The sequence below is a fragment of the Shewanella sp. MF08487 genome, from assembly GCF_050848685.1.
Classification (GTDB): Bacteria; Pseudomonadota; Gammaproteobacteria; order Enterobacterales; family Shewanellaceae; genus Shewanella; species Shewanella glacialipiscicola.
In genome coordinates, this window is record NZ_JBOZPB010000004.1 from 16,511 (window position 1) to 35,751 (window position 19,241).

General features: G+C 44.9%; 10 protein-coding genes, 8 tRNA genes and 1 pseudogene. 1 reads left to right on the plus strand and 18 read right to left on the minus strand.

The window, feature by feature from the left end:
* The first annotated feature begins 1 nt into the window (after position 1).
* Positions 2-2,890, plus strand: a complete 2,889-nt coding sequence (locus ACRN9H_RS03880; protein WP_432312548.1) for a valine--tRNA ligase — start codon at positions 2-4, stop codon at positions 2,888-2,890.
* Positions 2,891-3,477: 587 nt separating this feature from the next.
* Here the strand turns inward: ACRN9H_RS03880 and ACRN9H_RS03885 are convergent.
* The 18 genes and pseudogenes from ACRN9H_RS03885 to ACRN9H_RS03970 all read right to left on the minus strand — a co-directional run bounded on the left by ACRN9H_RS03885 (position 3,478) and on the right by ACRN9H_RS03970 (position 19,221).
* Positions 3,478-3,554 (minus strand) — tRNA-Arg (locus ACRN9H_RS03885).
* A 102-nt stretch (positions 3,555-3,656) separates the two neighbouring features.
* Positions 3,657-3,748, minus strand: a tRNA-Ser gene (locus ACRN9H_RS03890).
* A gap of 45 nt (positions 3,749-3,793) precedes the next feature.
* A tRNA-Arg gene (locus tag ACRN9H_RS03895) sits at positions 3,794-3,870 on the minus strand.
* A gap of 49 nt (positions 3,871-3,919) precedes the next feature.
* A tRNA-Arg gene (locus ACRN9H_RS03900) sits at positions 3,920-3,996 on the minus strand.
* 49 nt (positions 3,997-4,045) lie between these two features.
* Positions 4,046-4,122, minus strand: a tRNA-Arg gene (locus ACRN9H_RS03905).
* 87 nt (positions 4,123-4,209) lie between these two features.
* Positions 4,210-4,286 (minus strand) — tRNA-Arg (locus ACRN9H_RS03910).
* Positions 4,287-4,324: 38 nt separating this feature from the next.
* A tRNA-Arg gene (locus ACRN9H_RS03915) sits at positions 4,325-4,401 on the minus strand.
* Positions 4,402-4,423: 22 nt separating this feature from the next.
* Positions 4,424-4,515, minus strand: a tRNA-Ser gene (locus ACRN9H_RS03920).
* Between the two features lie 204 nt (positions 4,516-4,719).
* Positions 4,720-4,917, minus strand: coding sequence for a carbon storage regulator CsrA (gene csrA, locus ACRN9H_RS03925; protein WP_076496509.1), 198 nt, complete (start codon positions 4,915-4,917; stop codon positions 4,720-4,722).
* A gap of 118 nt (positions 4,918-5,035) precedes the next feature.
* Complete coding sequence (locus ACRN9H_RS03930) at positions 5,036-6,292, minus strand: aspartate kinase (protein ID WP_432312549.1); 1,257 nt, start codon at positions 6,290-6,292, stop codon at positions 5,036-5,038.
* 9 nt (positions 6,293-6,301) lie between these two features.
* Positions 6,302-8,926: an alanine--tRNA ligase gene (gene alaS / locus ACRN9H_RS03935; protein WP_432312550.1), complete on the minus strand. Its 2,625-nt coding sequence runs from the start codon at positions 8,924-8,926 to the stop codon at positions 6,302-6,304.
* 508 nt (positions 8,927-9,434) lie between these two features.
* Complete coding sequence (locus ACRN9H_RS03940) at positions 9,435-9,905, minus strand: regulatory protein RecX (protein ID WP_432312680.1); 471 nt, start codon at positions 9,903-9,905, stop codon at positions 9,435-9,437.
* A 17-nt stretch (positions 9,906-9,922) separates the two neighbouring features.
* Positions 9,923-10,801, minus strand: a pseudogene (gene recA, locus ACRN9H_RS03945) (recombinase RecA); the annotation flags it as partial.
* Between the two features lie 453 nt (positions 10,802-11,254).
* Entirely contained in the window at positions 11,255-11,962 is a 708-nt protein-coding gene (locus tag ACRN9H_RS03950) for a hypothetical protein (RefSeq protein WP_432312551.1), read from the minus strand.
* A gap of 176 nt (positions 11,963-12,138) precedes the next feature.
* Entirely contained in the window at positions 12,139-15,252 is a 3,114-nt protein-coding gene (locus ACRN9H_RS03955) for an HsdR family type I site-specific deoxyribonuclease (protein WP_432312552.1), read from the minus strand.
* A gap of 63 nt (positions 15,253-15,315) precedes the next feature.
* Positions 15,316-16,317, minus strand: a complete 1,002-nt coding sequence (locus tag ACRN9H_RS03960) for a Fic family protein (RefSeq protein ID WP_319867732.1) — start codon at positions 16,315-16,317, stop codon at positions 15,316-15,318.
* Positions 16,318-16,405: 88 nt separating this feature from the next.
* A complete protein-coding gene (locus tag ACRN9H_RS03965; RefSeq protein ID WP_432312553.1) occupies positions 16,406-17,653 on the minus strand; it encodes a restriction endonuclease subunit S in 1,248 nt (415 codons plus the stop codon).
* On the minus strand, positions 17,650-19,221 hold the full coding sequence (locus tag ACRN9H_RS03970) for a type I restriction-modification system subunit M (protein ID WP_319867736.1): 1,572 nt from the start codon (positions 19,219-19,221) through the stop codon (positions 17,650-17,652). The genes ACRN9H_RS03965 and ACRN9H_RS03970 overlap by 4 nt, the downstream gene beginning before the upstream one ends.
* Between the last annotated feature and the right edge of the window lie 20 nt (positions 19,222-19,241).

Below are 19,241 nucleotides of genomic sequence, written 5' to 3' on the forward strand. Positions count from 1 at the left end.
CATGGAAAAAACATACGATCCGCAGTCCATCGAGCAAACGCTTTACCAAAACTGGGAAGAGCAAGGTTACTTCAAGCCACACGGCGATGAATCCCAAGGCAATTATTGCATCATGATCCCGCCACCCAACGTGACGGGCAGCTTGCACATGGGCCACGCTTTCCAAGACACCATCATGGATACCTTGACCCGTTACCAACGGATGAAAGGCAAAAATACCCTATGGCAAGTAGGTACTGACCATGCGGGTATCGCCACCCAAATGTTGGTTGAGCGTAAGCTTGAGGCCGAAGAAGGCAAAAATCGCCATGACTTAGGTCGCGATGCCTTTATGGATAAAGTGTGGGAATGGAAAGCGCAATCGGGCGGCACTATCACTAAGCAGCTACGTCGTATGGGCGCTTCTGTTGATTGGGACCGCGAGCGTTTCACTATGGATGAAGGCTTATCCAAAGCCGTGCAAGAAGTGTTTGTACGTCTGTACGAAGACGAGTTGATTTATCGCGGTAAGCGTTTGGTCAACTGGGATCCAAAGCTGCACACGGCTATCTCTGATTTAGAAGTGGAAAGCAAAGAAAAGCAGGGTCACATGTGGCACCTGCGTTATCCACTGGCCGACGGTGAACTGACGGCCGATGGTAAAGACTATTTAGAAGTCGCTACCACGCGTCCAGAAACCATGCTCGGCGACAGTGCTGTTGCAGTGCATCCCGATGATGAACGCTATCAAGCGCTAGTCGGTAAGTTTATTCTATTGCCGATTGTTAACCGCCGCATTCCTATCGTGGCCGACGATTACGTAGACATGGCCTTTGGTACAGGGTGTGTGAAGATCACCCCAGCCCATGACTTTAACGACTATGAAGTCGGTAAACGTCACAACCTGCCCATGTTCAACGTACTGACCTTAGATGCCGCCATTCGTGCAAGTGCCGAAGTGGTGAACTCTGACGGTACCTTTAACAAAACGCTCGATGGCAGCCTGCCTGAACGTTTTGCCGGACTTGACCGTTTTAAAGCCCGTGATGCTATCGTCGCTGAATTTGACACTTTAGGGCTGCTCGAAAAAATCGCGCCGCACGCCTTGAAAGTGCCTTATGGCGATCGTTCAGGTGTGGTTATCGAGCCTATGCTAACCGACCAATGGTATGTGGCTGTTGCGCCAATGGCGAAAACCGCTATCGAAGCCGTTGAAAATGGCAGCATTAAATTTGTTCCGCAGCAATACGAGAACATGTACTTCTCGTGGATGCGTGACATTCAAGACTGGTGTATTTCGCGTCAATTGTGGTGGGGTCACCGCATCCCAGCATGGTACGACGAAAACGGTAAAGTCTATGTTGGCCGCAACGAAGCCGACGTCCGTGCTAAGCACAATATCGCCGACTCAATGACACTGCGCCAAGACGAAGACGTACTGGACACTTGGTTCAGCTCAGCCCTGTGGACTTTCTCTACACTCGGCTGGCCTGACAATTTAGAAGATTTAAAAACCTTCCACCCAACCGACGTGTTGGTGACAGGTTTTGACATCATCTTCTTCTGGGTTGCCCGTATGATCATGATGACCATGCACTTCATCAAAGATGAAGACGGCAAGCCACAAGTCCCGTTCAAAACTGTCTACGTAACCGGCCTTATCCGCGATGAAGCGGGTAACAAGATGTCAAAATCTAAGGGTAACGTACTCGATCCATTAGACATGATCGACGGTATCGGACTTGAAGATTTAGTTGAAAAACGTACTGGCAACATGATGCAGCCACAGCTGGCGGCCAAGATTGAAAAGAGCACCCGCAAAGAATTTGCCGACGGTATCGAAGCCCACGGCACAGATGCACTGCGCTTTACGCTTGCAGCAATGGCATCAACGGGACGTGACATCAACTGGGACATGAAGCGCTTAGACGGTTACCGTAGCTTCTGTAACAAGTTATGGAACGCCTCACGCTACGTGCTGATGAACACAGAAGATCAAGATTGCGGCCCAGGCTCACCAGAGCACAAAGGCGGCGAAATGGAACTGTCGTTGGCCGATCGCTGGATTATTGGCTTGTTCAATCAAACCGTTAAGACCTTTGACGATCACATGACAGCCTACCGTTTCGACTTAGCAGCCAATACCCTGTATGAGTTCACTTGGAACCAGTTCTGTGACTGGTACTTAGAGTTAACTAAACCGGTATTACAAAACGGCAGCGAAGCGCAAATGCGCGGCACCCGTCACACCTTAGTGACAGTGCTCGAAGCGATGCAACGCCTGATGCACCCTATGATGCCGTATATCACTGAAACCATTTGGCAACGCGTTAAACCGCTGGCTGGCGTATCAGCACCTAAAGGTGGGGATACCATTATGCTTGCGCCGTTCCCTGCATTTGATGCTGCAAAAGTCGATAGCGTAGCGATGGCCGACTTAGAGTGGGTTAAGCAAGTGATTACCGCGGTACGTAACATTCGCGCCGAGCTCAACATTGCTCCTTCTAAGCCGCTAAATGCCCTATTACGTGGTGTTAGCCCGCAGGATAAGGCCCGTATTGAAGCGAATCAAACCTTCTTCACCACCCTTGCCCGTTTAGAAAGCATGACCATTTTAGCCGATGGCGAGACTGCGCCTATGTCGACTACAGGTTTGATTGGCGAAATGGAGCTACTTATCCCTATGGCTGGTTTAATTGATGTGGCCGCCGAAATGGCGCGTATCGATAAACAGCTTGAAAAACTCGGCCAAGAGATCGCTCGTATCGAAGGCAAGTTATCTAACGAAGGCTTTGTGGCTAAAGCGCCGCCAGCCGTTATCGATAAAGAACGCGCTAAGATGGGCGAGCTAAAACGCGATATGGACAAACTCAACGAACAAAAAACTGAGTTCGCTAAGTTAGAAGCTTAAGCTTCTCATTTACTCTGATTCACTTGTTATGATTGGTTCTAACTGAATGAAGGGCAGCCACTAGGCTGCCCTTCTTGTATCTATATCGCTGCAATCTATGAGCAATTATGAGCCTTAATCTACGCTCTTGAGCCAGATGCTGCCTTTAACCCGAGTCAATTCTAAACACTACAACCTACTGCACTGTATTGGAACCACCTCACCATTCATTCTCATCACCCCCGTGATCTATCACTCATGAACTCACACGTAGCCCATCACTGTCGACATAAGTAAACACCACACATGTACACTAAAGAACAGCTAATACCTGCTGAGACAGCACTGAGAGACTGACATGGGTATCCAATGTCATCATAGACTCTCGACACAGGCAAAGCAGATTCTTCTGTGAGTTGAACCTAAGAAAGAGAAGTGTTTAAAGCGAAATGGCTAAGCCATAGAATGATCAGCAGACAAGATAAGTAAGGCAAAAGATAATGATGCAAAGTTAAGGTTAAACCTAAGCGGGTAAAAATATAATGAGTTAAACCATTACAGATTAAAAAATAAAAAAGCCCTGCAATTACTTGCAGGGCTTATCTATATGGTGCGCGTGGAAGGAGTCGAACCTCCGACCGCCTGGTTCGTAGCCAGGTACTCTATCCAGCTGAGCTACACGCGCAAAATCGTGTTCTACTTGCTAAAGTAGTTTTCAAGATTAAGTCTACACTAGCACTTTTTATCTTGTAAAATCATTCTATTCATCTCGACTAAAAGAATAGAATGGCGGAGAAGGAGGGATTCGAACCCTCGATGGGAGTTAAAGCCCATACTCCCTTAGCAGGGGAGCGCCTTCGGCCACTCGGCCACCTCTCCGCATTTAACGCTGTACATTAACAAGAATTATCTCATTAACTGTATTGGTGCGCGTGGAAGGAGTCGAACCTCCGACCGCCTGGTTCGTAGCCAGGTACTCTATCCAGCTGAGCTACACGCGCATGTTAAATGGTAAAACATCAGTACAACCGCAATCATACTAACTTAAATTGGTGCGCGTGGAAGGAGTCGAACCTCCGACCGCCTGGTTCGTAGCCAGGTACTCTATCCAGCTGAGCTACACGCGCATGTTGAACGGTAAAACATTAGTACTATCGTAATCATACTAACCTAAATTGGTGCGCGTGGAAGGAGTCGAACCTCCGACCGCCTGGTTCGTAGCCAGGTACTCTATCCAGCTGAGCTACACGCGCATTTTAATACTTTGCTATAAGCAACTATTTACAAAATTTCTAATTGAAATTCAAAACTGATGAGTTAAAGATTAACTAATGCAGAGATGGTGCGCGTGGAAGGAGTCGAACCTCCGACCGCCTGGTTCGTAGCCAGGTACTCTATCCAGCTGAGCTACACGCGCGACTTGTATCTAATCTTATATCACACTTGAATAAAAAATGGTGCGCGTGGAAGGAGTCGAACCTCCGACCGCCTGGTTCGTAGCCAGGTACTCTATCCAGCTGAGCTACACGCGCATTATTTTCTATCGGTAAGAAATGGCGGAGAAGGAGGGATTCGAACCCTCGATGGGAGTTAAAGCCCATACTCCCTTAGCAGGGGAGCGCCTTCGGCCACTCGGCCACCTCTCCGTTTTCTTGGCGCACATATTACTGTTTGACGAAAATAAGTCAAACCCTTTTTCTGAAACAGATTCCATTTGAACTGTTTTTAATCACATTGCTGTTATATCAAGCCAATGTATTGATTTGCGCCAATCTTTTAAACTTAAAAATAAAAAAGCCAGCTAAAAACTGACTCTTCTGTTACCGCTATACTCTTGCCTGAACAAAGTATTAAAAGTTTCCATCTTCCGACGGTGTACCTGATTTTTCAGATTGGATGCGTTGGTAGATTTCTTCACGATGAACTGAAACCTCTTTAGGTGCATTAACACCGATACGCACTTGATTGCCTTTTACACCTAGCACTGTAACGGTGACTTCATCACCAATCATCAATGTTTCGCCAACACGACGAGTCAAAATCAGCATTCGATAGCTCCTTTATTTCTTAATTCAGCTTACACACGGCACTCATCCGGTAGATGGGCTTATTATAAGGTCAGCTTAGTACAAATTAATAGTATTCAATACGCAAACGGTTATTTAATTACACCTTATTTAGCTCGAAAGCGTGATGCAACGCTCGTACCGCCTTCTGTAAGTCCCTTTCATCGATAACGGTTGACAATTTACTCTCTGACATCGTGAGTAACTTAGCATGAATAGTTTCATTACCCAAGACTTCTAACATCTTAGCTAACAATCCTATTTTCGCCTGTAAACCTTTGCCAACTAAAGATACTTTTGCACGTTGCCGTTCAATAATCAATGGTCCAAGAGCAAGGCTTTCGCTTAATCCTTCGAGCTCATTAAGCAAAGTCTCCACCTTTGCTTCAGCGAGCATAAAACTCACTCGACCAGAGGGAGAGTCTTCATGTATCCGCAATGGCGAGATAAACTCTACATCGATTTCTAACCGAGTTAAGCAGCCTAACAAGGCTTGATAGCGCTCACTTGTAGTAAATAATCCTTCTATCGTCAGTGTCGCCAATGCTTTATTCACTGCAATGCCTTGGACTAACGAGGCCATACTTAATTCTGACTCATCGCCAAATTGAATTAACGTACCCTGCCCAGCTTCAAAGCTTGACAAAACCCGCAGTGGCACCCGAAAACGTTCAGCGTATTCAACCGAATCGGGATGCAGCACTTTAGCGCCAAGTCTGGCCATTTCAAGCATGACATCAAAACCAATCACATCGAGGCGGCGGGCACTGCTATCGATATTAGGATCAGTGGTAAATACCCCAGCAACATCGGTAAAGATTTGACACTCATCGGCGCCTAAAGCGGCTGCTAATGCAACGGCTGTGGTATCTGAACCGCCACGTCCTAATGTTGTAACATCACCGTGAGGATCTATCCCTTGGAACCCAGCGACGATTGGCACTACACCCTCATCAAGCAGAGATTGCAGACACTCAGTATCGACTCGCTCAATGCTGGCGCGGCCAAATTGACTATTAGTATGAATTTTCACTTGATCGCCGGTCAAAGATTTAGCCTTAATACCGCGGCGCTGCAGCGCCATCGACATCAGGGCAATACTCACTTGCTCACCGGTTGACACTAACATATCTAATTCGCGCGCACTGGCGCGTGGATTAATTTGTGCAGCGAGGGCAAACAGGCGATTGGTCTCTCCTGCCATAGCAGATAAGACTAATACTTGTTGTTCGCCACTGTGAGCTGACTTTGTAATTTGCTCAGCGACCGCTTCGATACGTTCAATAGAACCCACCGAAGTGCCGCCAAACTTTTTCACAAAAAGCTTGCTACCACTAAGCTTTCGTTTTTGGGGCACAGCAACCTCTTAAGCTAGACGCTCAGTAATCCAAGGTAATATTTGAGCCAATGCCGCATCCAGATTTTCTGGTTGGCTACCGCCCGCTTGAGCCATATCAGGACGACCGCCGCCTTTACCACCGACTTGTGCAGCGACCATAGCAACCAACTCACCTGCTTTCACTTTGCTGATTAGATCATTACTCACGCCAGCGATCAGGTTTACTTTACCTTCCTGCGCAGTGCCAAGAACGATAATGGCCGATTTCAATTTCTGTTTTAATTCATCTTGCAAACCGCGCAATGAACTTGCCTCAACGCCGTCTAACTTTTTGATCAGTACGTTAACGCCATTAACTACAACGGCATCGCCCACTAAGTCTGCACTCGCTGCAGCCGCTAGCTTGTCTTTCAGCTGCGCCATTTCTTTTTCGAGTTGCTTCATCTTATCGAGTTGGGCTTTAAGTTTAGCCACCACAGAATTAGCATCGCCTTTTAATAAGGCTGCCGCTTCTTCAAGCTGCGCTTGCTGCTGCGCCACATAAGCCATTGCTGCTGCACCGGTAACGGCTTCGATACGACGCACACCCGCTGCAATACCCGCTTCTGAAGTGATCTTGAACAAACCAATATCACCAGTGCGGCCAACATGGGTACCACCGCACAATTCGATGGAGAAATCCCCCATAGTCACAACACGCACTTGCGAGTCATATTTCTCACCAAAGAGTGCCATAGCGCTTTTCTCTTTGGCTTCATCTATACCCATTTCAGCGGTTTTCAGCTCATGATTACGGCGAATTTGTGTGTTAACTAATTCTTCAACTTGTTTTAATTCATCCGCTTTAACGGCTTCAAAATGAGAGAAGTCAAAACGTAAACGTTCAGGGTCAACCAAAGAACCTTTTTGCGTGACATGTGTACCAAGCACTTGGCGCAGCGCAGCATGTAGCAAATGGGTAACTGAATGATTTAATTGAGTACGATGACGCAGCTTTTTGTCAACTTTAGCTTCAACCACTTGGCCAACGCTTAAACTACCCACAGATAAAGCACCTTGATGACCCGTGGCTTGACCATACTTTTGCGTATCGTTTACTGTAAACTCAACACCGTTCGCAACCAATTGGCCTTTATCGCCCACTTGACCGCCAGATTCAGCGTAGAAAGGTGTTACATCAAGCACCACAACCGCTTCATCACCCGCCTTGATAGCCGTCACTGACTCACCGTTTTGATAAATCGCTGTAACTTTAGCTTGGCCAGTTAATTCGGTATAACCACTGAATGCGGTTTCAGCATCAATTTTCAGCGCCGCGTTATAATCTGCACCAAAGTTACCGGCAGCTTGTGCGCGGCTACGTTGCTCAGCCATGGCGACTTCGAAACCTGCTTCATCGACAATGATGTTGCGCTCGCGACATACGTCAGCAGTCAAATCCATTGGGAAGCCATAGGTGTCATACAGCTTAAATACAGTTTCGCCGTCTAAGGTGTCACCTTTCAACTCGTTTAAGGCCGTATCTAAAATACCTAAACCACGTTCAAGCGTACGGGCAAATTGCTCTTCTTCTGCTTTTAATGCTTTTTCAACAATGGCTTGAGTTTCAGCGAGCCCTTTTGCTGCATCGCCCATCACAGCGATCAAAGACGGCACTAGCTTATAGAAGAATGCTTCAGTCGCGCCTAACTTGTTACCATGGCGAACAGCACGGCGAATAATGCGGCGCAGCACATAACCACGGCCTTCGTTCGACGGCATAACGCCATCGGCAATTAAAAAGGCACATGAACGGATATGATCGGCAATCACTCGCAGTGACTTTTCAGATAAATCGCTGACGCCGATGATTTCTGCCGCTTTAGCGATCAAAGTACGGAATATGTCTATTTCGTAGTTAGAGTGAACGCCTTGCATAATCGCGGCAATACGCTCAATCCCCATGCCAGTATCAACTGATGGCTTAGGTAAAGGAAGCATCTCGCCTGAGGCTTGACGGTTGTACTGCATGAAAACGATATTCCAGATTTCGATGAAACGGTCACCATCTTCTTCAGGACTACCAGGACGGCCGCCCCAAATGTGATCGCCATGGTCATAAAAAATTTCAGAACATGGACCGCAAGGGCCAGTATCACCCATTTGCCAGAAGTTATCTGACGCATAAGCTGCGCCTTTGTTATCGCCGATACGGATAATATTTTCGGCAGCAACACCAATCTTTTTATTCCAGATTTCAAAGGCTTCATCATCGGTTTGATAAATAGTGACGCACAGACGTTCTTTCGGCAGCTTTAGCGTTTCGGTCAAGAACGTCCAGCCAAAACGAATCGCTTCTTCTTTAAAATAATCACCAAAACTGAAGTTACCCAGCATTTCAAAAAAGGTGTGATGACGTGCGGTGTAGCCTACGTTATCTAAATCGTTATGCTTACCACCAGCGCGTACACAACGTTGAGCAGTGGTCGCACGCTTATAATTGCGTTTGTCCATGCCAAGAAACACGTCCTTGAATTGGTTCATACCCGCATTGGTAAATAAAAGTGTCGGATCGTTGCTTGGCACTAATGAACTGCTGTCCACAACTTGATGGCCATTGCTGCGGAAAAATTCGAGGAAAGCGCTTCTTAGCTCTGCTGTAGTTTGATACATGAAATCGTCCTGAATTGGGTAAGCATTACCAGCTAAGCCTTAGGCTAGCCGCATTTCTATTTGCCCAGCATTATAAGCAGACTGAGAAGCAACGACCAGTGTTGATTAGGGATATATATCGCCAAACCAGCCCAAAACGGCGGATTTAACGGGAATTTAACCCACTATTTAACGCGCTTTATGTAAGCTCATTAATCGTCCTGCACAAATGGGATTCACGCTATATGTCTAGATTGCGGCCATTTACAAAACCTAACGGGATAAGTGACCCATTGCCAATGCAGCACTCAGTGTTTTATTAGCGAGTGAACACCAGCTGTCAGGATAGGTGGGGAGAAGCAAAACATCCAAAAAATGCTAATCGAAGACTCTGTCATTTTAGTGATAACGGCAATGTTTAAGCGAATAGATATACTGCAGGATGAGGTGAGAAAGTCTAAAAATGTGAATATTTGGGGATGAGCTTTTTATACTGCTATTTTGTACTGCTATTTTTTAAACTGGGCGACTAATCATTCTCGTCAAGATCATTAGGATCTACAGCTAATGCATAACTAATTTGATCGTAGCTAAAACCTTGTCCCATTAAAAAACGTACCCGTTTAGCTTTCTCTTTGGCAATAAGATCGCGAGCCGTTGAGCCCTTAACCTCTGTGACGCGTGGAATACCGTATTTTTTTATCGCTTTGTCTTTTGCAAGCTCAAACCAATCACAATCACTATTCGTCAAAGCCGCTTCAATACAATCTTTAGATAGGCCTTTCTGTGCAATAGCTTGGCGGATTCGAATGGCTCCGTGGCCTCGACTAATGTGGCTACGCACTAATAGCTCGGCATAACGATTGTCATTGATAAAACCTGATGATTCACAAGCATCGAGTGCGGGTTCGATATCAATGAGCTCGAAGCCTTTTTCAAGCAGTTTATCGCGGACTTGTCGGCGGGAATAATCGCGGCGCGCTAACAGCGCGACCGCGATTTGACGGGCAGACTGGCTCAGAATACTTCGCCTGTCTCTAAATCAACATTATCATCGCTATGTGATACTTTATCAGTAGCAGGTATGCCACCTTTGCTGAGCAACAATTCACGTAAAGTAGCGTCAATTTCAGCAGCAATGGCTGGATTTTCAGTTAAGAAACGGCCTGCATTGGCACGGCCTTGACCAATTTTCTCACCTTTATAACTATACCAAGCACCCGCTTTCTCAACCAATTTATGCGCTACGCCTAAATCGACTAACTCGCCTGTACGGTTAATACCTTGGCCATAGAGAATTTGGAATTCGGCTTGCTTAAAGGGGGCTGCAATTTTGTTTTTAACGACTTTAACGCGTGTTTCGTTACCAATAACTTCATCACCATCTTTAATCGCGCCAGTACGGCGAATATCTAAGCGTACAGAAGCATAGAACTTCAGTGCGTTACCACCCGTGGTCGTTTCTGGGTTACCGAACATCACACCAATCTTCATACGGATTTGGTTGATGAAAATAAGTAACGTATTAGATTGCTTTAAGTTACCCGCAAGCTTACGCATCGCTTGGCTCATCATACGCGCCGCTAAGCCCATATGAGAATCACCAATTTCGCCTTCAATTTCAGCTTTAGGCGTTAAGGCAGCCACTGAGTCGACAACAATAACATCAACAGCGCCAGAGCGAGTTAATGCATCACAAATTTCCAGTGCTTGCTCACCGGTATCTGGTTGTGAACAAAGTAGGTTATCAATATCTACACCTAATTTTTTTGCATAAATAGGGTCTAGTGCATGCTCAGCATCGATAAAAGCACAGGTTTTCCCCTGACGTTGCGCTGCGGCAATCACTTCTAACGTCAATGTCGTTTTACCCGATGATTCAGGGCCATAGATTAAAGCCAAACTTTGCATAGCAGCCTTTATCAGTTCATGTCGTTAAAATAATATTAACTCAAATCGATACCTTTAAGTGAATAATTATACAGTAACAATATGATGTATGTAGATCATAAAATTTCATCTTATTCCTATTCAATTTTTTATAAAGCATAGTCAAGCTAATCATTTGACCGGTGTAATTGCTAAAGCTTGATCATTTTCATTAGCACACAAGCCTTCCTTAATTATTTTTATGCCAATTAAATTTGATCAATTTCTAGTTAACTTTTGGACATAAGCTTGTTAGATTGTTAGCTCTAATTTGAGATTTTCGGATAAAAATTTCTATGGATTAACGCCCTGTTAAGGTGTGAGCAACGCAATACTGATGCTTCCGCATACCAACCTTAAACACTAAGCGCAACGCATAGTAAAAATACTACGCGTTGCAAATCACTCTTAAACAGTTTGTCAAGCGACATAGCCCCTGAATTTAAGAGCTTTTTCAATGATTTTCTGATTATCCAAAAGGCTAACTTTACATGTTGGTAAATCTAAGAATCTATTAGCATCTTGAATTTCATCAAAGTTGCCAGCGTTATGAATATGGAACAACAACAATTTCTTAAAATACCTTTGAATTTGAAATCCATGGTTTTTAGCTACTTTACTTTCTTCTCCGGCATGTACATTTCGGTTCCGATATTCGCGTACATCTTCAAGAATCTGTTTGTGGTACTCGTGCTCATCAAATAGGAATGCGCAGCGCCTAGTTACTGAGTCACAATTGCTTTCATTTGGAGCAGCTACACACTCTAGTGCTCCCCAAGCTCTCATAACAGCGGTGTTCTGGTTTTGTTCATCAAACGCACGGACGTAACGAAGAAGCGACTCTATTAAAGTATCTTTATATTTCCTATCAAGTTTTCCTAATCTAGTGATCACATACTTAATGCTTTTGACTATGATACTTATATCACCTGAGCTAACAGGTCTTGCATATTTGTAAGTCGGGTCATACCAAAACATGTCTGGATAAATGGTCCCGTCTTCTCTGTGAACAGTATGGTACTCTCCTAACCTAACTCGATTTATCGGTTCCCACTGATTACTATTGTGGCCAACGAAAAAAGGCCACTGCTTTAGAGCTAATCTAGCTAATTTCTGGACAGAAATCATTTAGTAGCTTTACTTATTAGCTCCATTTGTGGGCCAATGACCTATCCAGAAAATGCATAATAATTAAACTAATTTGAATATTCATATCTGCTATCTCGAAAAAAAACAGCACTAATTTAAAAATATCGAGCTCTTTTCATCAAGCATTAACTACGTGAAAAGAGCTCTTCATATCACTACAACTGCCCACCCACACCTTTGAATTTTTCAACAAAAGCGGCAATTTTCTGAAAAACCGTTTGCTTCTGGGTTCGGTACTGTGGGTTCAATGGGCTAAGTTTGGGCAGTGCCTCATTAAGTGCTGTGCCATTTTCAGAGGCGTACTCACGTTTGAGTGATGACGCAATATAGCGTTTGGCAGCATCGATATTGAGCTTTTCAGAGGCAATAATGGCATCGGCTTCGCGCTTCTGCTCCGCCTGGGCGAATTTGAAGAAAGCGTCGATAATGCTGGCTTTGTCATTGATCTCATCTAGGTTTGTCTGGTTAATAAAATCAACCACCAAGCTCTCTTTCGCTCTATTGCCAAGGCTACCGCGGATCATACGACGAACTTCTTCAATCAAGCCTTCTTTGCTCTTGTTCTTCTTATTGTGATCAAAAATCAGTTCAAGAATGTAATCGAGGTTGATTTCTTGCGATTTAAGCAAATCAATTTCAAAGACCACATCGTCCCAGTCTACCGTTGACTTATCTTTATCCTGACCTTCTTTATCGCGTCGCAACCAGTCGCGGGTATCGTTGTAGGTAGAGCGATAATCTTGGATAGCACGTTCGCTCGGCATATCGATGGTTTGCATTGCCTCGATGTCAGCATCGTCCAGATAGTACTTTGACTTAAACTCTTCAACAGCTTGTTCATCACTGGTATCTAAGCTTTGCAGTGCTTTTAATCCAGCAAACTCATCGTAGTTTTGTAGAATATTTTCTGCTTTTAGGTATTCACCAAACAGCTTGGCAAACTCTTTTTTATCTTGTTCTTTTTCAATATTTTCTGGGTTTGGAAAGCGTTCTTGCAGCTCTTTGACGATATCAACAAAACCTCGACGCGCTTGGCCAGTAGCAATATCGTTAAAGCCTTCCATGTATTCTTTGTAGCTCTTCTCCAACACCACGTTTTTGGTGTTTTTGTCACCAAACAAGGTGATTGCATCAATGGTTGCCTGTTCCAAATCACGGAAGGTAACAATATTGCCAAAGGTCTTCGTCGCATCATAAATGCGGTTAGTGCGAGAAAATGCCTGCATCAAGCCGTGATAGCGCAAATTCTTATCAACAAACAGGGTATTAAGCGTAGGCGCATCAAAGCCCGTTAAAAACATCCCCACCACTATGAGCAGATCTATTTCTTGATTCTTCACGCGCTGAGCAAGGTCACGGTAGTAGTTCTGAAAGCCATTACTGTCCACGCCATAGTTAGATTTAAACATGGCGTTGTAATCTTTAATCGCGGCGCTCAAAAACTCTTTTGTGCTGCTGTTCATGGCACTGACTTCAAAACTCTCATCTAAAATATCACCAATGGCGTCCTGCTCTTCATTGGCAGCAAATGAGAAGATAGTTGCAATGCGCAGAGGTTTACTTGTAGGTCCATTCTCAGCCTCGGCCTGCAATGTTTTGAAGGTTTCATAGTAGGCTTTCGCCGCATCAACACTACTGACCGCAAACATGGCGTTAAACCCTTTGGCGCCAGAATAGGCTCGATGTGTTTTCTGGTTAAAATGGCTCAGAATATACTGCGAGATTTCACCAATGCGCATTGGATGTAAGAAGGCTTTCTTATTCTCCGCCGCACTAAGCTTCTTATCATCCTGCTCAGTCTCAATGCTCTTAAATTGCGGACGAACATCGTTATAGTCCACTTTGAACTTGAGTACTTTTTCATCACGAATGGCATCGGTGATCACATACGTGTGCAACTGCTGGCCAAACACGCTACCCGTGGTTTCTGCGCCCAGTGCATTTTCTGGGAAAATGGGCGTACCTGTGAAGCCAAACTGGTAGTACTTTTTGAATTTCTTCTTCAGGTTTTTCTGCGCCTCACCGAACTGGCTTCGATGACACTCATCAAAAATAAAAACGACTTGCTTGTTGTATATAGCTAAATCGCTTTCGCTTTTGATTAAGTTGTTGAGCTTTTGGATTGTGGTGACGACAATCTTGTTATCGTCTTTATCCAGGTTACTCTTAAGCCCTGCGGTACTGTCTGAACCGTTCACACTATCAGGCGAGAACCGCTGATACTCTTTCATCGTCTGATAGTCGAGGTCTTTTCGGTCCACCACAAAGAAGACTTTATCGATACAGTCTAAATCGGTGGCCAAACGTGCCGCTTTAAAGCTGGTGAGTGTTTTGCCTGAACCCGTAGTGTGCCAAATGTACCCACCGCTCTCGGTGCTGCTCCAGTTCTTAGCGTTAAACGCGCTCTTTATCTTCCATAAAATGCGCTCAGTAGCCGCAATTTGGTAAGGGCGCATTACAAGTAAGGTATTGCTGACGTCAAACACCGAGTAACGCAAGATCACTTCAAGCAAGGTCTCTTTCTGGAAAAAAGTGGCGGTAAAGTCTTTTAAATCCTTGATCAGCGTATTGTCTGACTTCGCCCAGTTCATCGTAAAATCGAAGCTGTTTTTGTCGCGCTTGGTGGTATTGGCAAAATAGCGCGTGTCGGTGCCATTAGAGATCACAAAAAGCTGCAAGAACTTGTACAAGGAGTGATCGCTATTAAAGCTTTCTTTGCTGTAGCGATGTATTTGATTAAACGCCTCACGGATCGCCACACCACGCTTTTTCAGTTCGATTTGCACCAAAGGCAAACCATTGATCAAAATCGTCACATCGTAACGGTTGGCATGGCTTCCCGTTTGCTCAAACTGCTTAATGACCTGCACTTTGTTACGAGCAATGGTCTTCTTATCAAACAGGTAGATGTTTTCTATATGGCCATCATCAAAGACAAAATCGAAAATATAGTCACTGTGCACTTTGCGAGTTTTATCAAGAATATTGTCGCTTGGTGTGTTCAGGTATTGCTCGCAAAAGCGAGCCCACTCGGCATCGGTAAATTCGACCTTATTAAGGGCTTGTAGCTGCTTGCGCACATTCGCCAGCATGGCATCGGGCGTGGTTAGTGCCGATAAATACTCATAGCCCTGGTTGCTTAGGTCCTGAATCAGCTCACGTTCTAAATCACCTTCGCTTTGAAAGCTTTCGTTAACCTGCCACTCTTTAGTGTATTTATCTAACACAATAAAGTTATTGGATTCTGCCACCGTTTTATACGTTGTCATTCGTTTACATCCTTTTTTGTTAGCCGTGGTGTTTTCCAAAATGGAAATAGCCACCGCATCGCATTATTCAGTGACTTGCCAATGGCCGGTTTTATCTGAACCTACCCGAGTTAACCTGCCTTCTTTTTGTAGTTTGCTAATGGCACGGCCAATGGTTCTAACGTCTTTATTCAAGGTATCAGCGAGCTGTTGTCGGGTTAGCTCGGGCGTGCTAGTAAGCAAGGCTAAAATGGCCTCAGGCGTTTTAAGGCCCGTTACATTGATAAGGGCATTTACAGGGGCGTTTTCACCTTCATTTAGAAGGGCGTTTACAGAGGCGTTTTGCGCCAGCGTTTGCTGAATAACCGACAACATAAAATGAATAAACGGCGTACTGTCTGCTTGGTTATCGGCCTGCTCAAGGGCGTGATAATAGGCTTGCTGATGGTCTTTAATCACACTTTCTAGCGGCAAAGATAAAAACAACGGATGCCACTTGGATAAAATCAGCGTTTGCCATAACCGCCCCATACGACCGTTACCATCGGCAAAGGGGTGAATAAACTCAAATTCGTAATGGAATACACAACTGGCGATCAATGGGTGATCTTTTGTTTGCTTAAGCCATTGGAGTAAATCTGCCATTAAACCAGATACTTGATGGGCAGGCGGCGCAACATGGTGCACCACACCACCTTTATGGATACCCACGCCTTTACTGCGAAACTCACCGGCATTCACAAGAATATCTGACAGCATTAAACCGTGAGCCGTGAGTAAATCGTCAATGGCGCTAGGTGTAAAGGTAGGCAGTGCATCATAAGCGGCAATCGCGCCTTTTACCTCGGCCAGCTCGCGCACGCTACCCAGCACAGGTTTACCTTCAACAATCGCGGTGATTTGTTCTTCAGTTAAGCTATTGCCTTCAATCGCCAGCGTACCGGTAATGGTTTTAATGCGGTTTTGCTTGCGCAGTTGCGGCGAGGCATTGAGCTGGCTGGCGTTTAATTCACCCACCTGCTGGCTGATTTGTGCCACTAAATTCAAAATATCGGTGGTAATGGTAAACGGCGGTTGGTAGACCATTAGGCTGCCTCCTTATGCTTGCCATCTTTGGCAGTTATTCGACAATCTCGAATAACTGGCGCTGCTATTTCCGTTAGCATTTTACTCATTAAGCTGCCTCATCTGAATGAGATTTCGGCCCGCCTGCCGGACTGGCAGGGAAGCTCAACAACAGGTCACGATAATACTCGTATTGCTTTTGGCGGAGTTCTATTTCGCGGGGCAGACCTTCTTTAATTGAACAGGTCAAAGAATCAAATTTATCTAAGATAGCCACAATGCGTTCTTTTTCTTTAGGCGCTGGATTTGGAATATTTATACTTTCCAAGTTCTTCTTATTCAACTTTGGTTGGGCTGCTCCAGAAATGTAAGGAGTTAGGTCGATACTGTTCAGATAGTATTCAACGTACTTCCTCTCCGCGTAAGTTTCAAATTTAAGCACGTGAGCATGATTGTTTACCCATGTTTTACCACTAATACTAAATGCTATAGGCGTATTACGGGCTAATAAATTTGCGCCATCCTCAGAGACTAATAAGTAATCACCGTCAAATATGTAATCCTTGACATAATCGACGATACCAGATGCACCGTAGTATGGAATTTCGCCAGCTTCTCTCAGACCACTGGTTATAGGCTTACGCTTTGAGTCCAGATTTTCTGCAAGGTCACCTAACGTCTTCCACTCAACTTCACCTTCTTCAAAACTTAGCAACTGGTCGCGGTAGTAGTTGTATTGTTTTTTCCGCATGTTAAGCTCGGCGGTCAGCTCGGCGGTCATGGCGGTGAATGCGTCCAGAATGCGGACGATTTCAGCTTGTATTGCCAGCGATTTTTCTGGGTTATCTGGGCATGGGATAGGGACTAGGATTTTTTTAAATCTGGCTTTGGATACATTGAAGCGGGTCACTCCACTTGCCGATTTGGCAATATCTGCCCGCATGAACCTGCTACGGAATAAGTACTTTGAGAACTCAGGCATCAGCTTGACATCATCATTGAACCTTACACCAAACGAGAAGCTGTTTAGGTAGACAGGTTCTTTGAAATCGATTGTAACCGCAGAAGACATCCCAGCTTCTACTGCAATTTCGGATGATCCTGTAAATAAAATATCACCATATCGAACCTTATGTTGACGCTCATTCTCGCTCACCTTTACGAGTTCCAGCTGGCCAGGGTCAACATCAATGTTATTGAAAATATTTTTATACGAAATGTATTTAGCATTCCCACTCTCAAAATCAGCCTTGCTCTTACCGGTAAGACCACCGTAAATATCAGCAATATCAGCAATAGGCTTCCACTCTACTTCTACGCCTTCAAGTAGCTTCTCCATGTAAGTCAATTTGCTCATGCCTCAACCTCCTCACCTTCAATTTCCGCGACAATGGCGTCAATATCACTGCGCAGCGCATCAATTTTAGCAACGGTAGTTTTAAGTTCGGCATTAAGCTCTGTAATGTCCACTAACTCGCGGTTGTCTTTCGCTTCAACATAACTGCTCACCGAAAGGTTGTAGCTGTTGCCTGCGATAACATCCAAATCAACGGATTTGGCAAAGTGATCCACGTTTTCTTTGTTGGCAAACACCTTGATGATCTGCTCAATGTGCTCATTGCTTAGGGTGTTGTTATTGGTTTCTTTTTTAAACAGGCCGCTAGCATCAATAAACTGAGTGGTAGTGTCGGTTTTGTGTTTAGACAGCACTAAAATATTTACCGCAATGGTGGTGCCAAAAAACAGGTTTGGAGCCAATGAAATCACGGTTTCAACGTAGTTGTTATCTACTAGGTATTGGCGAATTTTTTGCTCAGCGCCACCACGGTAAAAAATACCGGGGAAACAAACAATGGCAGCGCGGCCTTTGCTTGATAGGTAACTTAGGGCATGGAGCACAAAGGCAAAGTCGGCTTTTGATTTAGGCGCGAGCACACCAGCGGGCGCAAAGCGGTCGTCGTTGATTAGGGTTGGGTCGTCGCTACCAATCCAGTTAATCGAATAAGGCGGGTTAGAGACTATCGCATCAAAGGGTTTGTCATCGAGAAAATGCGGTTCGATTAAGGTATCGCCCAACTGAATATTAAACTTGTCGTAGTTAATGTTGTGCAAAAACATGTTCATACGCGCCAAGTTATAGGTGGTGTGGTTGAGCTCTTGACCAAAAAAACCATCTTCAATGATATGCGCATCAAAGTGCTTTTTAGCTTGTAACAGCAACGAGCCCGAACCCGCCGCAGGGTCATAGATTTTATTGACACTGGTCTGGCCGTGCATGGCGAGCTGCGCGATCAATTTTGAGACGTGCTGAGGCGTGAAAAATTCGCCACCGGATTTGCCCGCATTTGCGGCATAGTTTGAAATAAGGAACTCGTAGGCGTCACCGAATAAATCAATCTGATTATTTTCAAAACCGCCTTCAAAATTACCGAAGGTTAAACCTGCTACACCTTTTAACACAGCGGCTAGGCGCTTGTTTTTTGCCTCTACTGTATTACCCAGACGATTACTGGTGGTATCAAAATCCGCAAACAAGCCTTTGATGTCTTTTTCTGAATCATAGCCATTGGCTGAGTTTTCAATGGCAGCAAAAATAGTAGCTAAATCGGTATTTAAGTTTTCGTTTTTGTGTGCATTAGCCGCCACATTGCTGAACAGCTGGCTAGGAAGAATAAAATAGCCTTTTGTACGAATAGCATCATCTTTTGCCGCTATGATATTTTCATCGCTGTCGTCCATTGCTGTATAGTTAACGCTTTCGTCACCACCAGTAATGTAGACTTCAAAGTTCTCACTGATAAAGCGGTAGAACAGCGTACCCAATACATACTGCTTAAAATCCCAGCCATCCACTGAGCCTCGCACATCGTTGGCAATCGCCCATATTTGGCGTTGAAGTTCGGCACGTTGTTGTAAACTTGTCATTATTAGAATTCCTGATCGTT